General features: G+C 68.2%; 19 protein-coding genes. 8 read left to right on the top strand and 11 right to left on the bottom strand.

The window, feature by feature from the left end:
• Window positions 1-2 precede the first annotated feature (2 nt).
• The 3 genes from HEB94_RS19030 to HEB94_RS19020 are packed head-to-tail and all read right to left on the bottom strand — an operon-like array spanning window position 3 to window position 2,695.
• Window positions 3-455: a MaoC/PaaZ C-terminal domain-containing protein gene (locus tag HEB94_RS19030; protein WP_202896430.1), complete on the bottom strand. Its 453-nt coding sequence runs from the start codon at window positions 453-455 to the stop codon at window positions 3-5.
• Window positions 452-1,648: a CaiB/BaiF CoA transferase family protein gene (locus tag HEB94_RS19025; protein WP_192751139.1), complete on the bottom strand. Its 1,197-nt coding sequence runs from the start codon at window positions 1,646-1,648 to the stop codon at window positions 452-454. Before HEB94_RS19025 ends, HEB94_RS19030 begins: the two co-directional genes overlap by 4 nt.
• Window positions 1,649-1,693: 45 nt before the next feature.
• Window positions 1,694-2,695, bottom strand: a complete 1,002-nt coding sequence (locus HEB94_RS19020; protein WP_192751138.1) for a substrate-binding domain-containing protein — start codon at window positions 2,693-2,695, stop codon at window positions 1,694-1,696.
• A gap of 213 nt (window positions 2,696-2,908) precedes the next feature.
• Here HEB94_RS19020 and HEB94_RS19015 point away from each other — a divergent pair, with 213 nt between their 5' ends.
• Window positions 2,909-4,117, top strand: a complete 1,209-nt coding sequence (locus HEB94_RS19015) for a glycoside hydrolase family 88 protein (protein WP_192751137.1) — start codon at window positions 2,909-2,911, stop codon at window positions 4,115-4,117.
• Window positions 4,118-4,177: 60 nt separating this feature from the next.
• Here HEB94_RS19015 and HEB94_RS19010 read toward each other — a convergent pair whose 3' ends face one another.
• Window positions 4,178-4,744 carry a TetR/AcrR family transcriptional regulator gene (locus HEB94_RS19010; protein ID WP_192751136.1) on the bottom strand — a complete coding sequence of 189 codons (567 nt, stop codon included), beginning with the start codon at window positions 4,742-4,744 and terminating at the stop codon, window positions 4,178-4,180.
• A gap of 70 nt (window positions 4,745-4,814) precedes the next feature.
• Between HEB94_RS19010 and HEB94_RS19005 the strand changes: the two genes are divergently transcribed.
• Both HEB94_RS19005 and HEB94_RS19000 read left to right on the top strand, forming a co-directional pair.
• Window positions 4,815-6,383: an MFS transporter gene (locus HEB94_RS19005; protein WP_192751135.1), complete on the top strand. Its 1,569-nt coding sequence runs from the start codon at window positions 4,815-4,817 to the stop codon at window positions 6,381-6,383.
• Window positions 6,384-6,508: 125 nt separating this feature from the next.
• Window positions 6,509-7,546 (top strand): MASE1 domain-containing protein, encoded by a 1,038-nt coding sequence (locus HEB94_RS19000; protein ID WP_192751134.1) that lies wholly within the window; start codon window positions 6,509-6,511, stop codon window positions 7,544-7,546.
• A 34-nt stretch (window positions 7,547-7,580) separates the two neighbouring features.
• Here HEB94_RS19000 and HEB94_RS18995 read toward each other — a convergent pair whose 3' ends face one another.
• The 4 genes from HEB94_RS18995 to HEB94_RS18980 form a co-directional block, all read right to left on the bottom strand.
• Entirely contained in the window at window positions 7,581-9,584 is a 2,004-nt protein-coding gene (locus HEB94_RS18995) for an ABC transporter substrate-binding protein (protein ID WP_192751133.1), read from the bottom strand.
• Window positions 9,585-9,726: 142 nt separating this feature from the next.
• A complete protein-coding gene (locus tag HEB94_RS18990) occupies window positions 9,727-10,623 on the bottom strand; it encodes a carbohydrate ABC transporter permease (RefSeq protein ID WP_192751132.1) in 897 nt (298 codons plus the stop codon).
• A gap of 5 nt (window positions 10,624-10,628) precedes the next feature.
• The gene (locus HEB94_RS18985) at window positions 10,629-11,495 is read right to left on the bottom strand and encodes a carbohydrate ABC transporter permease (RefSeq protein ID WP_192751131.1); all 867 of its coding nucleotides are present in this window, start codon (window positions 11,493-11,495) and stop codon (window positions 10,629-10,631) included.
• Window positions 11,496-11,507: 12 nt separating this feature from the next.
• Window positions 11,508-12,845: an extracellular solute-binding protein gene (locus tag HEB94_RS18980; RefSeq protein WP_192751130.1), complete on the bottom strand. Its 1,338-nt coding sequence runs from the start codon at window positions 12,843-12,845 to the stop codon at window positions 11,508-11,510.
• A gap of 202 nt (window positions 12,846-13,047) precedes the next feature.
• Between HEB94_RS18980 and HEB94_RS18975 the strand changes: the two genes are divergently transcribed.
• Genes HEB94_RS18975 through HEB94_RS18965 form a run of 3 tightly spaced genes read left to right on the top strand, consistent with a single transcriptional unit; the run spans window position 13,048 to window position 15,375 of the window.
• A complete protein-coding gene (locus HEB94_RS18975; protein WP_192751129.1) occupies window positions 13,048-13,941 on the top strand; it encodes an N-acetylglucosamine kinase in 894 nt (297 codons plus the stop codon).
• Complete coding sequence (locus HEB94_RS18970; protein ID WP_192751128.1) at window positions 13,938-14,624, top strand: N-acetylmannosamine-6-phosphate 2-epimerase; 687 nt, start codon at window positions 13,938-13,940, stop codon at window positions 14,622-14,624. Before HEB94_RS18975 ends, HEB94_RS18970 begins: the two co-directional genes overlap by 4 nt.
• A 25-nt stretch (window positions 14,625-14,649) precedes the next feature.
• A complete protein-coding gene (locus tag HEB94_RS18965) occupies window positions 14,650-15,375 on the top strand; it encodes a UTRA domain-containing protein (RefSeq protein ID WP_202896429.1) in 726 nt (241 codons plus the stop codon).
• Window positions 15,376-15,501: 126 nt separating this feature from the next.
• Here the strand turns inward: HEB94_RS18965 and HEB94_RS18960 are convergent, their stop codons facing one another.
• From HEB94_RS18960 to HEB94_RS54640, 3 genes are all read right to left on the bottom strand, one after another.
• Window positions 15,502-18,075, bottom strand: coding sequence for a M14 family zinc carboxypeptidase (locus HEB94_RS18960; protein ID WP_192751126.1), 2,574 nt, complete (start codon window positions 18,073-18,075; stop codon window positions 15,502-15,504).
• A gap of 468 nt (window positions 18,076-18,543) precedes the next feature.
• A complete protein-coding gene (locus tag HEB94_RS18955; RefSeq protein ID WP_192751125.1) occupies window positions 18,544-19,902 on the bottom strand; it encodes a dicarboxylate/amino acid:cation symporter in 1,359 nt (452 codons plus the stop codon).
• Between the two features lie 54 nt (window positions 19,903-19,956).
• On the bottom strand, window positions 19,957-20,031 hold the full coding sequence (locus tag HEB94_RS54640) for a putative leader peptide (RefSeq protein WP_420481593.1): 75 nt from the start codon (window positions 20,029-20,031) through the stop codon (window positions 19,957-19,959).
• Window positions 20,032-20,161: 130 nt separating this feature from the next.
• On the opposite strand from HEB94_RS54640, the gene HEB94_RS18950 reads away from it, so the two are divergent.
• Together HEB94_RS18950 and HEB94_RS18945 are read left to right on the top strand one after the other, a co-directional pair.
• Window positions 20,162-20,779 carry a methyltransferase domain-containing protein gene (locus HEB94_RS18950; protein ID WP_192751124.1) on the top strand — a complete coding sequence of 206 codons (618 nt, stop codon included), beginning with the start codon at window positions 20,162-20,164 and terminating at the stop codon, window positions 20,777-20,779.
• Between the two features lie 191 nt (window positions 20,780-20,970).
• Entirely contained in the window at window positions 20,971-23,409 is a 2,439-nt protein-coding gene (locus HEB94_RS18945; protein WP_192751123.1) for a CehA/McbA family metallohydrolase, read from the top strand.
• Window positions 23,410-23,421: the final 12 nt, after the last annotated feature.

The following is a 23,421-nucleotide window of genomic DNA, read 5'->3' as shown; positions in this document are numbered from 1 at the left end:
GCTCAGCCCTCCTGGGTCGTGAAGAACTTCAGGATGTGCTCGGCGACCGCGCACAGCGCACCATCCTGGTCGGTCACGGTGACGTCCGCGAAGGTCTTGCGGGCCTCCTCATCGACCCGAGTGAGGGTGTAGGTGACCGTCAGCGTCGTTCCGATTCGAACCCCGCGAAGGAACCGGATCCGGTCGTAGCCATAGGACACGGCGGAGGCGCCGAGGTGCTCGATCATCATGGTGGAAGCGCGCGAGGTGAGGCCGACGAGCAGCGCTCCGTGGGCGATCCGACCGCCGTACGGCGTGCCCTTCATGAACTCCTCGTCCACATGGTTGGGGCTGAAGTCGCCCGTCACACCGGCGAACAGGTAGACGTCAGACTCCGACAGGGTCTTGCGGAAGCTGACGTTGACACCTGGCACGGCCGTGCCGGGAAGGGCGAAGGTGTGCTGTGGTGTGCTCACGAGGTGCTGACCTCCTTCGTGGGTACGACGATCACACCGTCCTCGAGCAACCGCCGGACGTCCTCCTCGCCGCGCCCGATCTCGCGCAGGATGTCAAGGCCGTCCTGACCGAGCTGGGGCGGAGGCCGACGGACTCCCGGCCGCTCGCCGTCGTAGCTCAGCGGATGGCCCACCAGCCGTACGGTGCCGGCCTGTGGGTGCTCGAACTCGACGATCGACTGGTTGTGCCGCACCTGTGGGTCGTCCTCGACGGCCCGGTAGTCGTTGACGGGCGCGGACCAGATCCCGCGCTCGTCGAAGACCGCGAGCCAGTGCTCGGTGGTGTCCTTCGCGACGTGGTCGGCGACGAGGGCGGTGATGGTCTCCCGGTCGTCCGGATCCTCACCGTCGAGGCCCTCGAAGCGTGCGTACTCGAAGACGGCACGCAACTGTTCGGCGGTGACGAACGACACCGCGACGTACCCGTCGGAGGTGGCGAGCACCCCGTAGGGCGCGGGGTGGAAGCGGGTGGCGACGCCCGCGGCGCTGCGGTCCCACAGGCGTTCCCCGTTGAGGTGGTAGGCGAGCGACTCGACCTGCAGGTCCAGGGCGCTGTCGAGCAGGTTTCCCCTGACATAGGTGCCCTCGCCCGTCTGCCGCGCGCGAAACAGCGCCGCGAGCACACCGAGGGCACCCAGCACGGCGCCGTGCTGGTCGACCACGGAGGTTCCGGTCGGCGTCGGAGGATCTCCGGCCCGGCCGCTCAGCTGGGCCAGTCCACTCATCGCCTGGACGAGCATGTCCTGCCCGGGAGCGTCGCGCTTCGGTCCACTCGATCCGTAGCCTGTCAAGGAGCAGTAGACAAGGGCAGGATTGTCCTGCCGGAGCACGTCGTAGCCGAGTCCCAGCCGGTCCATGACGCCCGGCCGGTAGTTCTCGATGACGACATCCGCGCCGCGGGCGAGATCACGTACGACGTCCCGCCCCTCCTGCGACCTGAGGTCGACCGCGAGGCTGCGCTGGTTGCGGCCGGCGGCCAGATAGAACACGCTCACACCGTCCAGATAGCAGCGGGCTCCGGACCAGCCGCGCTCCCAGGCTCCCTGTGGCCGCTCGATCTTGATGACGTCGGCACCGAGGTCGCCGAGCAACTGTGCGGCGGAGGGACCTTGCAGGTAGTGGGTGAAGCTGAGGACGCAGACACCGTCGAGCATGTGTCTCCCTTGCTGTGAGCCGAGCGGGACAGGTGAGCCGGGCGGTCAACCCCGACGTCCCGCCGGCGCCGAACTCTCTCGCACGTGTAGTTCGAAGCCGAACGCGGCGACCACCTCCTCGCGCTCACCTGGTGGCGGGGCCAACAGCCGGGCCGCGGCCCGTCCCATCTCGTAGGTGGGAAACCGCACGCTGGTGAGCGGTACCCGGGCGAACCGTGCGAAGTCGATGTCGTCGCAGCCCGCCACCGCGACGTCCTCGGGTACCGCGATCCCCAGTGCCTGCAGGGCATGTAGGGCTCCGAGGGCGGCGTAGTCGTCGAAGGCGACAACGGCGTCGAAGTCGATGCCGCGCTCGCGTGCCTGCCGGACGGCGTGCTCGCCGGCCTCCGCGGTGAACCCGGCGTGGACGACGAGCTTCGGGTCGTCGTCCAGCCCGAGTTCCTCGACCGCCGTGTGGTATCCGACCAGCCGCTGCTTCGTGACCAACCAGGTCGGCTGGCCCGCGACACACAGGATCCGGCGGCGTCCGCCCTCGTGCAGATGCCGCACCAGGGCCGCGACCGCGCCGACGTCGTCCGCGGAGATGGCCGGAAAGTCCAGCCGGTGTGGACCGATCGTCACGACGGGCGTGTTGTGCCAACGCCGCGAACGCAGGTGCCGGTCGTCGTCCAGTCCACCACCACACAGGACGATCCCGTCCACGCCCTTGGACAGCAGCATGTCGACGGCCTCGTCCTCGAGGGACGCGTCGCGGTCGGTGTCGCAGAAGACGATGCCGAAGCCCTGCGGACGGATGGCGTCCTCGACACCACGCGCGATGCGGTGGAAGTACTGGTCGCCGATGTCAGGAACGACGAGGCCGAGGGTGCCGGTGCGCCCGCGCCGGAGAGCGCTCGCCGCGGGATGGACCTGGTAACCCAACTCCCGCGCGGCCACCCGGACGCGTTCACACGTCGCCGGAGTGAGGTCCACCGCCTTGTCGTTGAGGACGCGGGACACGGTCGTGACCGACACCCCCGCGCGCGCCGCGACGTCGCGGGCGGTCACCCTTCGAGCCGCCCCCGTCATCGTCGGCTCAGCATTGCGTCACCGACCAGTTACCCTTGGCCATAGTTTCGCGCCTTCCCTCTCGGTCCTCGCCCTTGTCGTCGAGCGATCGATGGACCAGAATCGTTTGCGCAATCGTTTTCGGAGTCTGGTCCGTCCGGGTGGTTCCCGTCAAGACCCCGGCCCGGACCACAGGTGGCGGACGGAGAACACGTGGGCGACATCGAGGACACCGCACCGACCGGCGACATCGCGGAACTGTGGCGCGGCTACGGCAAGGCCGGCCTGCGGGAGTACGACGCGGCGCGGCAGCGTGATGAGCGACAGTTCCCGCACTACAGCGAGGCTGACGGTTGGCGAACCCGGGATGTCGAGGACCGTTCCAGCCACGGCGACCACGGTTATGAGCACGGCAACTGGACCGCGGGCTTCTGGCACGGCGTGATGTGGCTGACCTCGTTGGCGTCCGGTGATCCTGGCCCGCGTGAGCTCGCGCGTCACCGCACCGGCCTGCTCGGCGCGCGTGCCACCGACACCACGACGCACGACCTCGGCTTTCTCTTCTACCCGAGCATCGTGCTGGGTCGGCGGCTCGGTGTTCTCCCCGACCAGGCAGCCAACGACGCCCACACGGCGGCCCGCACCCTGACGCAGCGATTCATGGAGCCGGCCCAACTCCTGCAGGCCTTCGGTCCGATCGCCGACCACCGTACGGCGGGCACCAGCACCATCGACACGATGATGAACCTCCCGTTGCTGTGGTGGTCGGCGAGCGTCGGAGGAGACTCCCGCCTGCACGACGTGGCCCGGCGGCACGCCCGGACCTCCGCACGCCTCTTCTTCCGTCCGGACGGCTCGACCTACCACCTGCTGCACGTCGACCCGGTCTCCGGTGCCCTGCTGCGGCGCGGCACCTTCCAGGGCGACAGTGACGACTCCTGTTGGTCCAGGGGACAGGCATGGGCGGGTTGCGGGTTCGCCTGGGCGTACGCGGCCACCGGTGAGTCCGAACTCCGCGACGCGGCGGAGCGCGCGCTCGAGTGGTTCTACACCCGGGCCCCGAAGTCCGAACCCGTCCCGTGGGACTTCACCGACACCGACCCGTCCTCCCCACGAGACGCCAGCGCCGGAGCAGTCGCCGCCCTGGGTTGCCTGTTGCTCGGCCGAATCCTCGACGACGAGCGGCGGCGAACGACCTGGACCGGACGCGGCTGTCAACTCCTCCTTGCGAACACCGCCGGAGCTCTCCTCGACCGGGAGGGAATCCTTGGCCGAAGCAGCTACTCGGTCCCCCATCGCCAAGGGCTGGACGGCGCCGTCGCCTGGGGTGACTTCTACTACGGCCTGGCGCTCGCGCTCGCCGTCGACGCGATCCCGCTCGCGGCCCTGCTCGGCTTCGACCACGCCGGGACCACGTCCTGACGCGAGGGCGAGGCATGAGGGTCGCGCCGCGAGTCGCGCGTTCGGTCCCTAGGACACGACCTAGTCGGACACGAGCGCCCGCAGCGCCGCGACGACCTGCTCCCCGCTGGGCAGTGAGTCGGGATCGAGGAACGCCTGGAACGACAGGCCGACGATCAGCGAGTGCACCACCGATCCCAGGCCCCGGGCGGTCTCGGCGTCGACGTTCTCGGCCGCGATCCCGAGGACCATGGCGGCCAGGTCGCCGCGCGCCCTTTCGGTCCCCTCGGCGAGGACCTGTCGGATGTCGTCGGCGTACTCGGCCTGCGCATAGGCCTGCACGCTCGCCACCAGGACCTCGCGTTCCGCGGCGATCGCGGCGATGAGTTCGTCGACGCAGATCCGCAGGCGTTCGGTCGGGTTGCCGGCGTCCGCGGCCCGCACAGCGGTGTCGATCGTGTCGCCCCACGCGCCCTGCGACTCCAGGGCGGCCGCGCTCATCAGGGCGTCCTTGGAGCCGAAGTGGTAGCCGATCGAGGCCAGATGCGCTCCGGAGGCCGCGGCGAGGTCGCGCGCGGTGGTGCGGTGATAGCCCTTCTCGACGAGGAGTCTCCTCGCCGCGGCGAGCAGGTCGTCGCGTTGGCTCATGGCCGCCAAGGTTACCAGTTGTACGAACGTACGTATTGACCGATGATTTGTACGTACGTACGATTCCGCCATGCCTTCGGACACCACCGCCCTCGCGTCCACACGCACCTGGTGCGGCCTCCTCGTCCTGTTGCTGTCGGCCCTCCTGGTCTCGATGGACATCTCGGTGCTGTTCGTCGCCGGGCCGCGGATCGCCGAGGATCTGCGGCTCACGGCCACCGAATGGCTGTGGGCGATGGACATCTACAGCTTCGTCATGGCCGGGCTCCTCATCACCATGGGCAGCCTCGGGGACCGCATCGGGCGGCGCCGGTTGCTGCTCGTCGGGGCGGCGACCTTCGGTGTCGCCTCCGCCGTCCTCGCCTACGCACCGAGCCCGGAACTGCTCATCCTCGGTCGCGCGATGCTGGCGGTCGGCGGGGCGACCCTCGCGCCGTCGACGCTGTCGCTGATCCGCGGGATGTTCGCCCGCGAGGACCAGCGCCGCACCGCACTGGGCGCGTGGACGATCGCGTTCTCCGGTGGGGCCGTGGCCGGGCCGATCATCGGCGGCGCGCTGCTGGAGGTCTTCTGGTGGGGCGCGGTCTTCCTGATCAACGTCCCGGTCCTCGCACTCCTGCTCCTCGTGGCGCCGTTCCTGGTCGAGGAGTCCAGGAATCCGGAGCGAACCACGTTCGACGTGCTCGGCGCGTGCACGTCACTCGTCGCCATCCTCGCCTCGACCTTCGCCCTGAAGAACGCCGCGGAGCACGGCGTCGACCTCGCCACGCTCGTCGCCACGTCGGTCGGCGCACTCGGTGCGGCCGCGTTCGTCATCCGGCAACGACGCACGCCGCATCCGCTGGTCGAGCTCGCGTTGTTCCGCATCCCCCGCTTCGCCGCCGCGGTCGGTGCCAACACCGTGGTGGCGATGGCGACCGCCGGGCTGGGCGTTCTCGCCTTCACCTTCCTGCAGGTCGTCCACGGCCTCAGTCCGCTCCAGTCGGCGGTGTGGGCGTTGCCGACGTTCGCGGGGACCGTGGTCGGCGCGGTGACGGCCTCCACCCTCGCCGCCCGGATCCCGGCGGCGCCGCTGCTGGCCGCCGGACTGCTGGCCGGCGCGGCGGGCCTCGCCGTCGTCGCCGCCACCCTCGAGCCTTCGACCGGCCTGTGGCTGTTCCTCCTCGGCTACACGGTTCTGACCTTCGGCGTCGGGCTCACCGCCACCATCGCCAACTCCCTCGTTCTGACCACCGCGCCGCCGGGACGCGCGGGGGCCGCGTCGGGCATATCGGAGAGGAGCACCGAACTCGGGGCCGCGCTCGGCATCGCGACCCTGGGCACCGTCGCGGCGGCCATCTACCGCGGCACCGTCGCTGCTGCAGCACCTGCCGGAACCGATCCGCTCGCCTCCGAAACCGTGGCGGGCGCGGTCGAGGTGGCGAACGGCCTCGGCAGCCGGGCGGCGACGACGCTGCTCGACACGGCCTTCGCCGCCTACACGGACGGCGTCTCCACCGCGGCACTGGTCGGTGCCCTCCGATGGTCGGGACGGCCGCGCTCGCCACCTTCGCCCTGTGGGGCCGGCGACGGAGCCGGTTGGCGAGGCCGGAGCAAGGGTGAGTTGACGGCAGCGGCACCTCGACAAGGCGTGGCATAGCGTTTCGTGGCCGACAAAACGGCCAGCCAGAAGTTCTTCTCATTCCCCTACACAGCATTCAAACCGATCATCTCGGCGACTGTTGAACGTGCAATCAGGAGAGGGCTTCCGTACGATCCCTGATCGTGCTAGCCAATCCCGTACTCCGACAACGAGGTATGGCCGCCTGGCCCGCTTTCGCCTCGGGGGTGGGATATCTCCTGGTCGTCCTCGCCACCCGCCCTCTCGCCGAACCCGCGCTCCTGGACCAGACGCTCAGTCGGAGGTCGGTGTGGCTGGGCTCCATGGTGGGTGGCCTGCCGACCAGCATCGCGTTGGGCTGCCTGATCCTCTTCGGCGTCCGGGTCTGGCCCGGAGTTGCGATCGGATCCGTTCTCGGCGGCCTGCTGACCGGAATGTCACTCCCCCTCGCCGCGACGCTCGCCGTCGGAAACACCGCGGCCCCTTTGTGCGGCTATCTGCTGATGCGCTGCGGCCAGTTCCGGATCGATCTGGACCGACTGCGGGACGCGCTCGCGTTGGTCTTCCTCGGCGCCTTCGCAGGGGGTCTGATCGAAGCGACCCTGAACGGCCTCGCGGCCACCGGCTCCGGCCTCTCACAGGACTTCTGGTCGCTGTGGGCAGTGGTCTGGACCGGCGACGCGATGGCCGTGCTCGTGGTGGTCCCGCTGATGCTCCTGCTGCGCCGGGCGCGGCTGCCGAGAACCCTCAGCGCGCCTCGATCGGTGGAAGGTGCCGGACTCCTGCTCGGCACCCTCGCCGCCGCGTTGGTCGGGACGATGAGTTCCTTCGACGTCCTCTTCCTGGTCTTCCCGTTCCTGATCTGGGCCGCACTGCGCTTCCAGTTGGCCGGGACGGCGCCCTGTGTCGCGGTCGCGACGGTGGCCGTCGTCTTCGCCGCGGCGGACGGCACCGGTCCGTTCGCCGGCGAGCACCTCTACACCAAGCTGATCACCCTGCAGGTGTTCTGCGGCGCAGCGGCGCTCAGCGCGCTGCTGCTCGCCGTGATCATCAGCCAGCGCAACCAGGCCCAACGCGAGATCGAGGCGGCCTGCAACCAACTCGTCGACGCGATGGGCCGCCTCGACCGGGTACGCGGTGGCGCCGTTCCCCTCGCTTCCCTCATCGCGCAACGTCGCGGCGACGCCGACAGTGGAGCGTGACCAGCCGCCCGCCCGGACGTGGGCGGGCGGGGTCTCACCGCGGCTCGATGTAGTACTGCTCCGGGTTCGACCAACCCGGTGACGGGTACGTCGTCGAGGACAACAGCGACTTCGGCACGTTCCGGAAGGTGTTCTGGACCACGCTGTAGCCACCGACCGGCATCGCGGTTCCGATGAGGTAGAACTCCTCCTGCGCGATCCGCAGCAGCTGTTTGAACAGCTCCTCCTGTCGGGCCGGCTCGAGGGTCTTCTTGATCTCGTCGTACAACTCCATCTGGCGCCGCATCCGCGGTGGCGGCTCCTCCCCCTGTCGCCCAGCGGAGACGTACCACGTGCCCCACGGGACGGCCCACTGACACCCTGTCTGGTAGGGGACGTACCAGGCCGGGTCGAGAAGTACGTCGTCCAGACCGGGGTAGCCGTCGTCCATCACGACGTCGTGCTGGTTGGCCTCCACGCGTTGGATCACAAGCTCGCTGTTGCCGGTCTGCACGCGGGCGTCGACGCCGACGTGCTGCCAGTAACCACGGACGAGTTCGGCCGTGTCGACCCAGATGGGAATCGTGCCGAGCCGCACCTGCACCGTGAAGGCGAGACGTTCACCGTCTGGCCGCAGCCGAAAGCCCGCTCCGTCGCGCTGGGTGTATCCGGCGCGGTCGAGATGCTCGTTCGCCTTCGCGACGTCGTACTCGGTGTACTGCTTGGCGAGCTTCTCGTCGAAGAACTTCGACTGGCGCAGTGGCGAGGTCTGCCACGGCTCACCCTGCCGCTGCAGAACCGTGTTGATGATCTCCTGCCGGTTGATCGCGTACGACAGACCGATCCGGAAGTCCTTGTTCTGGAAGACCTGGCGCACCTTCGGATCGCGGTGGGCGAGGTTGAACACGAAGGTCGCGCTGTTCATGTTCGACTGCGGCATGTCGATGAACCGGTAGCCGCCGTCCTCCCGGCCCGCCGCGAGGACGGGCTTGTCCCTGATGGCGGCGAACTCGTCCGGTGTGAGGCTGAACTGACCCTGGCTGCTGCGCAGCACCGCGACCTGGGGATCCTGGATGACCTGGACCCGCACGTGGTCGATGTAGGGCAGTTGGCGTCCGTCCGGATCGGTCTTCCAGTAGTACGGGTTGCGGTCGACGGTCAGCCGGAGGCCCCCGCCGAGCGGCTGCGAGGTCTTCCAGGCCGCGATCGTCGGGATCGCGGGGTTCTGCCACCAGGCGATGTCGGTCATCCCGGCCCCACCCATGGCGAGCAGCCCGTCCGCCCAGCCGTTGTGGCCCTTCTCCTTCGCCTTCGCCTCGGCGTCGGGGGCGTACTTCTTGTGGAACTGCTGGAAGTAGTGCCGTGGAAGTGCGGTCAGGACATTGCCGGAGGAGGACGCGAGATACTGCAGGAACAAGCCCTTCGGTTCGGCGAAGGTGAACCGCACCGTGTGGCTGTCGACCTTCTCCACGGTGGCCGGTCGACCGCCGGCGGTCAGCCACTCGGGCAGGGTCGGAAAGAGTTCCTCGTTGCGGAGCACATCGTCGTAGGCGAAGACGATGTCGTCCGCCGTGCACTCCTGTCCGTCCGACCACTTCACACCGGGCCTGATATGGAAGGTGTACTGCCGACCGTCACCGCCGGCGTCCCAGGACTCGGCCAGGTTGGGCTCGACCTTCGACCAGTCCCGGCTCCACCGCACCAGTCCGTCGTAACCGAGGTTCATGAACAGGAAGCTCGCGTCCGGATTTCCCACGCAGGTCTGCCAGGTGCCACCGTAGTTGCCGACCTTCTCGATCGGCTGGACCACGAGCGGGCTCTTCGGCATTCGTTGCGCCAGCGGAGGCAGCCTTCCTGCCTTCACCTGCTCGGCCAGCGATGGCGCTTCCTTGGCGCCTGGATCGCCGGAGGTCTGCTGTGGACCCGCACCCTCGCGCCCATCGGTGTCGGGATCGGTGGACAGCAGACTGCAGCCGCTGGAGGTCATGATCACGAAGGAGGCGGCGCCGCCGAACCGAAGTAGTTTTCGCCGAGTGACCGTCGGCTCCGAAGAATCCATCACGTCGACACCGTCCGCAGCTAGGCCGTGGTCAATATCGCGGACCATAACGGTAGCTGGCGGGTCGTGACAGACTCAGGCTCGCTCTCGACCTGAAGCGGTCAGGGGTCGCGGTGACGCTACTGGTCGGCCAACACCAGCATCACCCCTTGACGGCACCGACCGACAGACCGCTGACCAGGTAGCGCTGGGCGAAGATCGCGAAGCACAACGGCGGGAGGACGGACAACACCGTCGCCGCGGAGATGTCTCCCCAACGGATGCCCGTGCTGGTGACGAAGTTGGCCGCGCCCACCGTCACCGGCGTCGCGTTGGAACTACTGAGGATGACCGCGAACAGGTAGTCCGACCACGAGAACAGGAACACCAGGACCGACACCGCGACCAGCGCGGGGGCGAGCAGCGGCAGGATGATCGACATCAGGGTTCGATACACGTTGGCGCCGTCGATGGCGGCCGCCTCCTCGATCGCCACCGGCAGGTCACGCAATGCGCCGGCCAGGACGAGAATTCCCAACGGCAGATTGAGGAAGGCATTGGCGAGCATCAGGCTGCCCACCGAGTCGTAGAGACCGAGAGCGTTGTACAGCAGGAAGAACGGGATGGCGAAGAAGATCGCGGGGATGAGCCGCAGGCCCGCGACCAGCCGCAGCAGGTGCGGTCCGCCGAATCCGAGCCGGACGATCGCATAGGCACTCGGCACGGTGATCACCAAAACGATCAGGACGCCACCGAGGGCGATCATGACCGAGTTGAGGAAGTACTGCGAGAAGTCGTATCCGGTCCCGGTGAAGACATTGCGATAGTGCGCCAACGTCAGGTGCGGAGTCAGCGCCAGCGGCGACCGGGAGATGTCGGCGTCGGACTTGAAGCTCGTCACCAGTGCGTTGAGCAACGGCAGGTTGACCAGCAGCCCGATCGCCACGACCACGATCGTCTTCCACCAGGTCCGCTTCCGCCGTCCGGGCGCGCGCCTGCCGCCGCGCGACGTACGCGCGGGAACGCTCGAGGTGGGCGCTTGGGTGGCTGTAGGGCTCATGGTCCTCAGGCTCCGGGCTCGGTCGTCACGATGCGCTTGACGACGAACGGGACGAGCGGCAGCACGATCAGTGCGGCGAGCAGCGCGGCCGCGGAGGCGGTGCCGAAGTTGCCCGTGGCGAACGCCTTGTAGATGTAGATGCTCAGGGTCGTGGTCTTGTCGGCCGGGCCTCCGCCGGTGAGCACGTAGATGACGTCGAAGGTGCGGTAGCCGTCGATCGCACGCAGGAACCCCGTGATGAACACGATGGGAAGCATCAGCGGGACGACGATGGACTGGACGGTTCGCAGGTAACTGGCACCGTCGACGGTCGCCGCCTCGTAGAGCTCGCGAGGGACCGTCTGCAGACCGGAGTAGAACAGCAGGAAGGTGAACGGGGTCCACTGGGCGATGTCGAGCACCGTGAGAAGCGGGACGACAGCGCCGTTGCTGAAGAGCGTGATGTCCAGGCCGACCTTGTGCAGCAGTGCCGGGACGAATCCGATGTCCTGGTTGAGCAACAGCCGGAACATCACGCCCATCAGCGCTGGCGCGATCATGACCGGCAGGATCAGCACGCTCAGCAGACCCCGGCGACCGGGGAACGCCTTCTCCATCAACAACGCCAGGGCGAAGCCCAGGACGAGCTCCACCAGGGTCACGATGACGGTGAACTGCAGCGTGAAGAGGACGGCGTGCCAGAAGCCCGCGTCACGGACGACGTGGCTGAGGTTGTCCAGACCCGCCCACGTCGCTACGGGGTCGAGCAGAGTCCGGTGCTGGAGCGCGGTGCGAATGCCGTACAGGAGCGGATACGCCACCGCGACAGCGAGGAAGGCGAGCAGGGGCGCGCTGAGCACCCAGCGCGCCACCTTCACGTCACGTCGCATCATGATCCGGGAGTCCTACTGGCCGACGAGACCGGCGAGGTCGGAGTTGGCCTTCTCCAACGCCTCCTGAGTGCTCCCCTGTCCGACCCATGCGCCCGAGAGGTTCTGGGCGAGCATCGAGTAGATGTCGAACGTCTTGGGCAGCGCCGGCTCGGAGAAACTGTTGCTCGCGAGGTCGCGGGCGACGAACGGGTAGATCGGGTTGACCGCCTTCTCCGCCGAGAGCACCTTCGGCATGGCCGGGATGCCACCCGCCTGCGCGTAGGTCGTCATCGCCTCCGGGGTGCTGAGGTACGTCATCCACTTGGCCGCGGCGCTCTGGTTCTTGCCGTACTTGTTGATCGCCACCGCGAGGGCGTGCACGTGGGTCATGTGCTTGTCGCCCGGCACCGGAGCGACGCCGATCTTGCCAGCGGTGGTGGGCGACTTCGTCTTGTTGTCGAGGTCGGCGTAACCGGCCGCCCACTGCACAGCGAACGCGGCGTTGCCACTGGTCAGCGCGGCCTGGGTCTCGGGGAACTCCGCCTGGGAGGAGTCCGGCGAGGTCAGCCCCTTGGTGTAGACCGTCCGGTAGACGTTCATCGCCGACTTCGCGGCGGCCGACGTCAATGCCGGTTTGCCCGAGGAGTCCAGCCAGTTACCGCCATAGCTCCACAGCACGTCATCCCAGATCATGGCGTTGTAGAGCAGGTTCTTCGCCTGCAGCGCGGTGCCGAACTTCGTCGGCGAGGTCGGGTTGTACTTCTTGCTGAAGAACGCCGCGGTCGCGATGAAGTCGTTCCAGGTCCAGTCCGCGGGCGCCTTCGGCGTCATCTTCTGACCGAGCAACTGCTGGCTGATCCGTCCGTACGCCGCCTTCCACGCCGGATCGCTCTGCAGCTTGGTGATCAGATCGGTCCGGTAGAAGAGGAAGTGGTTGCTGACGTCCAGCGGCAGGGCCACCTGCTTGCCCCCCACCTGCAGTGACTTCGCGGCGGTCGGGAAGTAGGCCGAGGCATCCACCTTCTGCAGGGGGACGAGATAGGGCGCGTGCTGGGCGACGAGGTAGCTGGCGGTGAAGTACACGTCGAAGTCCGCGGACTTCGACGTCATCAACGTCGCCTCCTTGGAGAAGGTGTCGGCGCGGCTCAGCAAGGTCATGTTGACCTTGATGTGGTCCTTCTTGCCCTGCCCGTTGTTGTAGGCGCTGACGACCTTCGCCATCGCGTCGCCCTCCGGGCCAGGCCAGAGCACCATCTTCACTGTTCCGGTACCGCTACCCTGCGCTCCCGACCCGGACGTTCCACATGCCGCGAGCAGCGCGAGAGCCGCGACAGCCGCACCAGCCCGGGCCCATCGGCCTAACTTCTTCATGGTTCTCCTCCGAGTCTGGACCAGGATGCGACTGGCGTCGTGCCCTAACTAGGTTCAACCTGAACTGGCTTAGGTCTAGACCTGCTGTTAAGTTAGCGGCGAGCGTGCAAGATGGTCAACAGCGTTGGTTGAGCCGCTTCGAAAGCGGGAGGTGCGGGTGACGACTCGGCTACTGGTTGACGTTGGTCAAACGGGCACCCGCTTGGGAGTCGACGCACCGTCCACACCGTGGGCGGAGGAGCAATCCGCGGGCATCAGGGCCGACGTCGAGCCGGAGGCCCATCTCGCCGGGCTGGTCACCAACAAGCTCGACGCCCTCTCCTTCCAGGTCGAGGAGATAGCCGCCGGACTGAGTGGGCTTCAGGGCCGTCGAGCCGACGCCGAGTCGCTGTTGTCACGCTGGTCCGGCCACGGCGTACGGACAGTAGTGTTGGCCGATGATGCCGTCACCGGATATCTCAACGGATGTGGACCGTCACCCGGTGTCGTACTCTCCGTCGGCACCGGAGTCGTCGGTCTCGCCACCGGCCGCGAGGTCGCACGGGTCAACGGCTGGGGCTACCTGGTGGGCGACGAAGGCGGCGGCTATTGGATCGGACGCGCCGGCGTCGCCGCCGCACTCCATGCCCTCGACGGCCGGGGACCACACACCGACCTGCTCCCCGCGGCGGTCACGAGGTTCGGACCCGCCGAGTCCATCGGTGTCATGCTGCAGCGCGATCCGAACCGGGTCCAGGCGATCGCGGAGTTCGCCCGGGACGTGTTGCTCGCGTCGGACTCCGACTCCACCGCCGCCGACATCTGCGTCGCGGCGGCAGGACATCTCGCTCGCGCGGCACACGCGGCGACCACCCGCGCTCGCCTGGACAGCGCTCGGGTCACCGTGTCGTGGAACGGCGCGCTTCTCAGTTCCAGTCCGGTCCTTCGTGAGGCCCTGCGGGACGAACTCGAGCGGCTCGGTGACCACTACACGCTCACACCTCCAGTCGGCGCCGGCCTCGACGGCGTACGCCTGCTCCTGAACCTCCCATCCGGACACCCGCTCCAGACTCTGACCAGTCGGGCCAGCATCAGAAACGAGACCACCACTGCATGAACACCGTGATCGAAGCGCTCAAGGGCGGCCTCATCGTCTCCTGTCAGGCCGCGCCAGGAAATCCGCTGCATGGGCCGCAGTTCATGGCTGCCATGGCCCGCGCGGCCCTGCAGGGCGGCGCGATCGGCCTCCGAGCAGAGGGGACCCAGGACGTCACGGCGGTCGCCCACGCCACGGGCCTACCCGTCATCGGGATCCGGAAGGTCGGCAGCGTCGCCGACGGCGTCTTCATCACCCCCACCTTCCAGGACGCCGAGGCCATCGCCGGCGCGGGGGCAGCGATCATCGCCACCGACGGCACCGCCCGGCCGCGACCGGACGGACAGGGTCTGTCGAGTCTCATCAAGCGGATCCACGAAGAACTGGCGCTGCCCGTCATGGCCGACGTGGACAGTGTCGAGGCCGCCGACCACGCCCAGCAGGCCGGCGCGGACGTTCTCGCCACGACGCTCTCCGGATACACAGGCGGACTCGTTCCATCCGGTCCGGACATCGACCTTCTTCGAGCGCTGGTCCGGACCAGCGCGCTCCCGGTAATAGCCGAGGGACGCTACTGGACGCCGGAGTCGGTCGTGGAGGCGACAGAGGCGGGCGCGCACGCTGTCGTCGTCGGCACCGCCATCACCAACCCCCTGGAGATCACCCGCCGCTTCGCCGCCGCGCTCGACGCGGGTCGCAGCTAGCATGTGCCGCGCCCAGGTTCGCACCGTGGGCGCCGACCGACCGGAGGGCCTGAGCAACGTGGTCAAACACCTGCGGATCCGTGAGGAGCTCCTCGCCCGGATCAAAACCATGCGGCCCAACGACCAGCTACCGCAGGAGCGTGAGCTCGCCGAGAGCTTCCAGGTCAGCCGCGCCACCGTCCGCCAGGCGCTGCAGTCGTTGATCGAGGACGGGTTGATCTACTCCGTCCGCGGTCAGGGCACGTTCGTGTCCCAGAGCAGGATCTCCAAGGGGCTCACCCTCACGTCGTTCAGCGAGGACATGCGGGCCCGCGACTTCGAACCCGCGACCCGCCTCCTCGCCGCGACGGAGTGCCCCGCGCCAGAGGATGTGGCGCGAATGCTGGAGGTCCGTCCCGGCAGCTCCGTCTACTACCTCGAGCGTCTCCGGCTCGCCGACGGTTTCCCGATGTGCCTCGAGCGTATCCACCTGCCAACGCAGCCTTTCCCCAAGTTGCTTCACCAGGACCTCGACGCCTCGCTCTACCAGGTGCTCTCCGCCCGCTACCGCACAGTCGTCACCACCGCCGAACAACACATCTCTGCCATCGCGCTCCAGCGCCGCCAGGCCGACCTCCTCGGCGTCTCGGTTCGTTCTCCCGCTCTCAGGGTGAGCAGGCGTGGCATCGACACCCGCGGTCGGATCATCGAGTACGGCGAGTCGCTCTACCGTGCCGACCGCTACGACTTCGAGCTCACCATCCATCGCTAGGGCGACTCCCTTTCGAGCCGACGCACGAGGGCCGCGAGGTGTGTACCAACCCCGCGGCCCTCGTGATCACGCTGTCACACCTGCGCCGTTCCCGAGTGCCGGTCCCTGCCGACGCGTCAGGCCGACCTACCCACCAAGGCGCTGCCCCAGTAGCTGGGCGGAGACCGGCGTGCTCGGACCCTGGTACATCGCGTTGAAGATCAGCTTGAACGTCCCCCGGGTCCACGTGCGGAAGTCCACCTGACTGCCGTACGTCACGACGTAGCCGTCGCCGACCTGATGGGAGATGACGTTCGCCTGGCCCTTGATGTAGTCCTCACCAAGGAGCCAGCCGCTCGCCAGCACGTCCGAACCCGGATAGCGCGACACGACCGAGCTTTCCGCACCTGGCTTGAGGCGGTACGCCTGGTCGCTCTCGAAGAAGACCGGCCACTCCTCGGTCATCCCCCACGCGACCGGGTTGGTGGTGTCGAACTCCTGGTTGAGCAGCGATCCCGGCGAGTAGAACTCCTTCTCGTCGTCGGGGAGCACCGGTTCGATCGGCAGGTCGAGCAACTCGGTCGTACCGGCGACCGAACTGCCGAGCGAGAGCAGGGTGCCGCCGTCCTCCACGAAGTCCTGCAGCTTGCGCCAACCCTCCTCGCCGACGCCGTACGCCCAGGCGAACTCCGGCGGGTTCTTCGCGGGGTCCAGCCCGTTGACGATGCGGTTCTTCGTCATGCCTGGTGGCAACACGATCACGTCGTACTTGTCGTTGAGGTCACCCTCGAAGTCCTGCGCCGACATGACGGAGTGGTTGATGCCGTACTGCTCGAAGAGCCACATCATCCAGCCACCGGGAATGTTGTTGGCGCCACGGTGCAGACCGACCCGGGTGCCGCCCTTGAGCTGGAAGCCGTCCACCGCCGGCGCGGTGTCGACGCCGTAGACCGGGATACCCGTCTCCTTGGTCACCTTCGTGAGGACGCCGCGCGCCTGCGCCGACGGCGGGAGGACGAACGTCCCGGCTGCGAAGGTCCGCCCGGCGGCCTCGAACTCCTCCGCCGCGCGTACGGTCGGCACGCCCGCCTTCTGTAGTTCCGCCACCAGCCGGAAGGCGCCGTAGGACTCCGGACCGACGAGGTAGGCACCCTGCGGGGTCGGTGGCAACTCGACCTTGCCTGGCGCGACCTTCTCGACCTGCGTCAGGGTGGCGCCGAACTCCGCCTGTGCGGTGTCGACGGAGACTCCCATCAACATGGGCAACGTGTGCCCGGCGATGTCGTACGGCGGCATGGGCGGTCCACCCTCGTACTCCCGCATGTCCGGGTAGACCTGTTTCTCCAGCATCGTCTTGGCGAAGGAGCCGAAGGGCTGCGCGAGTTTCACCACCCAGGAGCCGGCGGGATACTCCTTGCCGTTGCTGCTGAAGGGTGCGGTGGCCTGGTGGATCTCCACCTCCGCGGTCTGCAGGATCTTCAGCAGCTCATACGTCGCGTACGGATCGCGCTGGTCTGCCGGAATCACGAACGCGTACGGGCCCCTGTCGCGGTTCACCCAGTCGCGCTGCACCTGGTAGAAGTTGTAGAGCCACTCGCTGTGGAACCGCGCGACGTACTTCATGCCGGCGAAGGCGGCGGTGTCGCCGTAGTCCACGATCTGCTTCAGCGTCCAGGTGCCCTTGGAGTAGGGCGCCGGGAAGTTGACCGTCGGCTGCTGCGGCCCGATCGGCACGTCCGGACCGCGCGGGTTCACGTAGGTGTCCGCCAGGTTGACGCTCGCGATCTCGGTCAGGATGCGTGGCTGCCCGTGGTAGACCATGTACATCCTGGCCGGCGTCCAGTAGTCGTAGACGTCGTTCCAGACCACGCCTTCCTTGCCCTCTGCGGCCAGCGCGTGCGCCATCTCGTTGCCGACGGTGTTGGTGGCCTGCACCAGCAGCGGGTGGATGTTGGGGTCGAACGGGTCGAGGTAGGGCGGCACGAACATCCGGGCGCCACTCGATCCCATCTGGTGCATGTCGTGGGTGATCACGGGCTTGTACTTGTTCTGCAACTGCACCGCGAGCTGGGTCTCCTTCTGGGTGAACATGAACCAGTCGCGGTTGTCGTCGTGCCCGATGTACTTGTGGTACAGGTCGGGATAGCTGCGGTTGTAGGGCGTTCCCTTCGTGTCGTACCAGTGGTTGACGACGAGTTCCTGGCCGTCCGGGTTCTGGGACGGCACGACCAGCACCACAGCCTTGTCGAGGATCTCCTTGACGTCGGCGGAGTTCTCCGTCGCGAGCCGGTGGACGATGTTGGGAACAGCCTGACCGGTACCGACCTCCGTCGAGTGGATGCTCGCGAAGAGCAGGTAGAACGGACGGCCCTCCTCGGCGAGCTTCTTCGCCTCGGCGTTGGACAGGCCACGCGGATTGGCGAGGCGCCGGTTGATCTCGACCAGACGGTCGATCCGCTGCAGGTTCCGTGGCGAGCTGATCGTCAACAACGAGTAGTCGTTGTGCATGGTCGTCTCGCCGAGCTTCTCGTACGTCACCCGGTTGGTTCTCCGGGGCATCAGCTGGAAGTACTTCAACATGTCGGGGTAGCGGGCAAGCTCGCCTTCGGCACCCATCTCGAAGCCGAAGTACTGCTCTGGCGTGGGGACGCTTCCCGCGGCGACGCTGGGAACCTCCGCCTCGGCGCTCGGCGTCCGAAGTGCCGCAGCACTTCCTGGCACGACCAAGGCGAGTGACGCAACCAGAGGTACGGCAAGTCTTCGTAATGAAGCACGCATGACCCTCCTTTATTCAGCAGCTCTTCGATCAACGCTTTTCCCGGATGACGGGAAAGGCGACAACGCAGGGACGGCTGGTTCAGGAACAGGCGCTTACAGCTATAACAGGAATGACGGACCGCTACCAGATCCGACTGTACGTAATCGTTGAAGTTAACGAGAAAGTAAAGGCACGAACTCGGGTGACGACCGGCCGTCGACGCCCGAACGAAACGCTTCGAATGCCGACGACCGCCTGCCATCCGAACCGGGCGGCCGATTCCGGACCGGGGCATGTCCGGACGCGGATTCGACGTCCGGAAACGCGCGATGCCACGGCCGTGGCCGTGGCATCGCGAGGAGGTGATGCTTCTCCGGTGCGGCCGGGTGCGCCGTTTCGACGACGCCCGGCCGCGGTCCGGTCGTGCTGACTCAGGCCGGGACCGGCTGCTCCGCCCGCTCCGGCTCCGGCTCGTTCACCAGGTCGACGCGAGGCGCGTTGTAGGCCGCCTCGTCGAGGATGCCCTCCCGCTTGGCGACGAGGGTCGGAACGAGCGCCTGACCGGCGACGTTGGTCGCGGTCCGCATCATGTCGAGGATCGGGTCGATCGCGATGAGCAGGCCGACGCCCTCCAGCGGCAGGCCGAGCGTCGACAGCGTGAGCGTCAGCATCACGATCGCACCGGTGAGGCCGGCCGTCGCCGCGGACCCGATCACCGAGACGAACGCGATCAGCAAGTATTCCTTGACGCCGAGCGGGATACCGAAGATCTGCGCCACCGTGATCGCCGCCAGTGCCGGGTAGATCGCGGCGCACCCGTCCATCTTGGTGGTCGCACCGAACGGAACGGCGAAGGAGGCGTAGGACTCGGGTACACCCAGGTTGCGGATGGTGACCTGCCGGGTCAACGGCATGGTGCCCACCGAGGAGCGGGAGACGAAGGCCAGCTGGATGGCCGGCCAGGCGCCGGAGAAGAACTTGCTGGCGGACAGCCCGTGCACGCGGGCCAGTACGGCGTAGACGCCGAAGAGCACGATCGCGCAGCCGACGTACACGTCGATGGTGAAGACGGTCAGCGGTCCGAGCAGGTCCCAGCCGTAGGTGGCGACGGCCTTGCCGATCAGGCCGAGGGTGCCCAGCGGCGCGAGCCGGATGATCCACCACAGGACCTTCTGCACGATCTCGAGCGCCGACCGGTTGAACTCCAGGAACGGTTCGGCCTTCTCGCCCACCTTCAGCGCGGCGATGCCGATGACCGCCGCGATCACGACCAGCTGCAGGACGCTGAAGTTGAGAGACGTGCTCGCACCGTCGTCACCGACCGAGGTGTCCGCGGTCAGGCCGAAGATGTTGGCCGGCACCAGACCACTGAGGAAGTCGAGCCAGCTGCCGGACCCACCCTCGTACGACGCGCCTTCGGGCGTCAGCCCGCTGTTCGCGCCGGGGTTGGTGACCAGGCCGAGCACGATGCCGATCACGACCGCGATGAGCGAGGTGATCATGAACCACAGCAGTGTCTGTCCGGCCAGGCGCGCGGCGTTGCGCACCTGGCGGAGGTTGGCGATGCTGGCGACGATCGCGGTGAAGATGAGCGGTACGACCGTGACCCGGAGCAGCGAGACGAAGATGGAGCCGATCTGGGTGAGGGTCTCGGTGAGCCACCCGAGGTCGAAGGCGCGCGCGATGCCGCCGAGGATCAGTCCGAGAGCCAGTCCGGCGAGGACCTGCGCCCAGAAGGGAAACGAAGTGCGCCGCCTGGGCGCGATGGGACCTGCGGTCGTGTCGACCATGGTGCGAAGCCTCCGGAGGCCAGAGCAGAGAGAGGGTACGGGCGTGGAGCGAGGTCAGCGCTGACACGCACAGCTGGCCTGCCGTCGAAGATCGACGTGCAGGCGTCGCCACAGGAAGAGCCCAGTCATCGAGGGTCGGCAACGACCGGCCTCGCGGACTCTATTCCGGGGTGACGAACAGTTGACCGTTTTCGGCCACCCCCGCTGCGTTGTCTCCGGCGGGACGCGAACGAAGCGGCAGCCGGATAGCCTCGCCGTCGTGGCCGAGCCGACGACCGAGACCCAGCGCACCTACGACGTCATCGCGCCGGAGTACGCGCGGCACACCTCGACCGTCTACCCCCGGCTGATGGAGGAGGTCGCGTCACTCGCGGCCCACCTGTCGCTCGGTGGCCGGGTCGCCGACGTCGGGTGTGGACCCGGCCGCGAGGTCGGGTTGCTGCGCGCGGAAGGGTTCACGGTGCTCGGCCTCGACCTGTCCCTCGGTCAGCTCCGGGCGGGTGGGCTGCCCGGTGTCGCCCAGGCCGACATGCGTCGACTTCCCGTGCGTTCGGGCTCGCTCGACGCCGTGTGGTCCCAGGCCGCGCTCCTGCACATCCCGCGCGAGACGGTCCCGACGGTGCTCGACGAGTTCGGCCGTACGGTGCGCCCAGGGGGCTGGCTGTACCTGGCGGTGGCGGAGGGCGACGGCGAACGCTGGGAGGTCGCGTCCGCCTACGGCGCCACCACGGAGCGGCGCTGGTTCACCTTCCACCGGGAGCCCGACCTGCGGGCGATGCTCGGGGCGGCCGGCTTCCGGGTCGAGTGGGTCGGCCGGCACACCTCCGGTCGCGACTGGCTCTCCCTGCACGCCGTCCGCGTGGGATCCGGGTCGTGAGCCGGCTCCGGCCTCGTCGGGCGGCCCGACCTCCGTGTTGGCCACCAATCGGCAACCCTGGCGTCCACTCACGGGATGCACGCACGTCATCGAGCGGCCGTACGGTCCGCTCCTAGACGACTCTGCCTGAACCAGCATCGTGCCGACCATGTCCAGGTGGCCGCCAGAGCGGAGCCGGGAGGATGGGACCGATGGAGATCAGCCGAAGGCGGGTGATCGTCCTCGGCGGGACACTCGTCGCCGCCAGCAGCCTCGGGACACAAGGCGCCCAGGCCGCCCCGCAGACGCAGGATCACGCACCCGGCCGCGCCCCTCGCGGGGTGTGGCTCGCCGGCGACACCCACGTCCACGACGACCACTCCTCCGACGGAAGCCTGCCGCGGCAGACCTCCGACCAGCGCCTGCCCGGCAACCTCCCGGTCAAGGACCAGATCGGTGAGGGCGAGCGGGTGGGTCTGGACTTCATGCCCCTCACTGACCACCGCACGTACGACCAGCACTGGGATCCGCAGTGGACGTCGTCTCGTTTGCTCCTGATCCCGGGCGAGGAGGCCAACGGCTCGCCGCACGCCGTGGTGCTAGGTGCGGTTGACACCATCGTCGACGGGGCGAACCCACCAGGCTCCCCTGCCTTCCGGCACGTACAGCAGTCGATCTGGGACGCGCACGCACAGGACGCGGTCTGGTCGGTCGCCCACCCCGACGACGGCGAGGTCGAGGCCGACGGGCGCCCGAACGCCAACGCGAGCGTGCAGACTCCGGACATCGTCGAGATCTGGAACCGCGCCTCCGACCCGGACGGCGAGATCGACTATGCCGAGAACCGCTGGAACCACGGCTTCCGCTTCGGTGCCGTCGGGGCCTGCGACTGCCACTTCCGGGAGCTGTGGGACGTCGCCGGGCCAGGTCAGCCCACCACCTGGGTGTTCGCGGCCGAGGCCACCGAGCGCGCCGTCCTGGACGCCTTCAAGTTGGGCCGTACGACGGTCTCTCGCAGCCCGTCCGGACCGTTCGTCACGATCGAGGCCGACCTGAACGGCGACGGCGTCTTCGAGGCGATCGGCGGCGACGAGATCGTCCTCACCCGCGCACCGCGCAAGGGCATCGCGAAGCTGCGGGTCCACGTACGCGGCGGAGAAGGCACCACGCTGTACGTCTTCGGGTCGCCGGGTCGCTCCGCCGGGCCACTGGCGACGTACACGCCGTCCTCGAGCGAGGAGACATACCTCGTCCCGATCAATCCGGGTGAGGGCCACAGCTGGTTTCGCGCGGAGGTACGAGCCCCGGGTGACCTGTCCGGCGGGGACGCCGACCCCGCCCTGCCGAACCAGCTCCGCGCGGCGACGTCTCCGGTGTTCGTCTCCACGAAGGCGCCCGCGGTGGCGGCGCCGGAGATCCCGCTGCCGGACATGATCTCCTCAGACGACCAGGCCGCCCCGGTGGTGGGAGACGTCGGCGCCTTCGCCGGATTCGCGGACGTCGCCACGGTCGGAAGGACCAGTCACGTCGTCGCCGAAGCACACCGGGACGGCCGTGTCTCCGTCGTCTACCAGCGGGTGGTCGGCGACAGGGCCCAGGGCAAGCTCGTCGACCTGGCGCCGCGCTCGAATGTCAGCCGCTCTCCCCGCGTCGTCGCCCGTGGCCGGGACGTGTGGGTGGCCTGGCAGGAGACCGAATCCGAGCAGCCCCGCCGCACCAGCATCTACCTGCGCCACAGCACGAACGGTGGCCAGGACTTCGGGAAGGCCGTCAAGCTCTCCGAGGGTAAGGTGCGGGCGATCCATCCAGCCCTTGCCGTCGTGGACGGCGGACGAGCCGTCGTGGCCTGGGCCGACAACAGCGCGGGGGCGTTCGACGTCTTCGTCCAGGTGGTGGGGGTCGACTCCGAGCCGCACAACATCTCTGCCGCGGGCAAGACGGTGGACGCCGGGACGCCCGCGGACTCTCGCTCGCCTCACTTTCCAGCCTCGTTGTATCCGTCGATCGCGGTCGGTCCGCGTGGGGACGTCGTGGTCACCTGGCAGGACAGCCGGTTCGATGCCGACCCGGGCTGGACGGGACACACACCGCCGGCCGGTCAGGAGGCCTCCGGCGGAACCGACCCGGACAACTGGGAGATCATGACGAGCCGCCGCGGCGCGAACCAGCACACCTGGTCGGCGCCCGTTCGGGTGAGCCCGGACCCCGAGGCGGCCGACCGGCACCCGAGCATCGCCCTCGACCGTGACGGTGGGTTCGTGGTGATGTGGGAGGCGAAGGCGCTCCGTAGCTCTGGCGCCAACCTCGCCTTGCGCGTGAGCCGGTCGACCGATGTCGGCGTCACCTGGTCGGCGGCGCAACCCGTGGGCCTGGAACCGAACGCCATGAGCCAGCGGCCACGTCTCGGCCAGGACCAGGACGGCGCGCTTCGGGCCGTGTGGTACGACTCGCGGTCGGAGGACTGGCGGTGGAAGGTGTTCACGGCCCGGTTCGACGAGGGCTCGGGCTGGACGGCACCGGAGCGACTCACCGGACCCGGGAACGCCAGCTGGCCCGCCGTCTCCGCGGGAGTCGCGGTCTTCACCAGCGATCGCGGCGCCCTACGGCGCCAACGGGACCTGACTCAGCAGGTTTTCGTGGTCCGTCTCTGATTAGAGCTGGCC

Source organism: Actinopolymorpha pittospori, assembly GCF_014873875.1.
GTDB classification, from domain to species: Bacteria; Actinomycetota; Actinomycetes; order Propionibacteriales; family Actinopolymorphaceae; genus Actinopolymorpha; species Actinopolymorpha pittospori.
The sequence above is the reverse complement of the archived record's forward strand: the minus strand, read 5'-3'. Positions and strand labels throughout refer to the sequence as shown.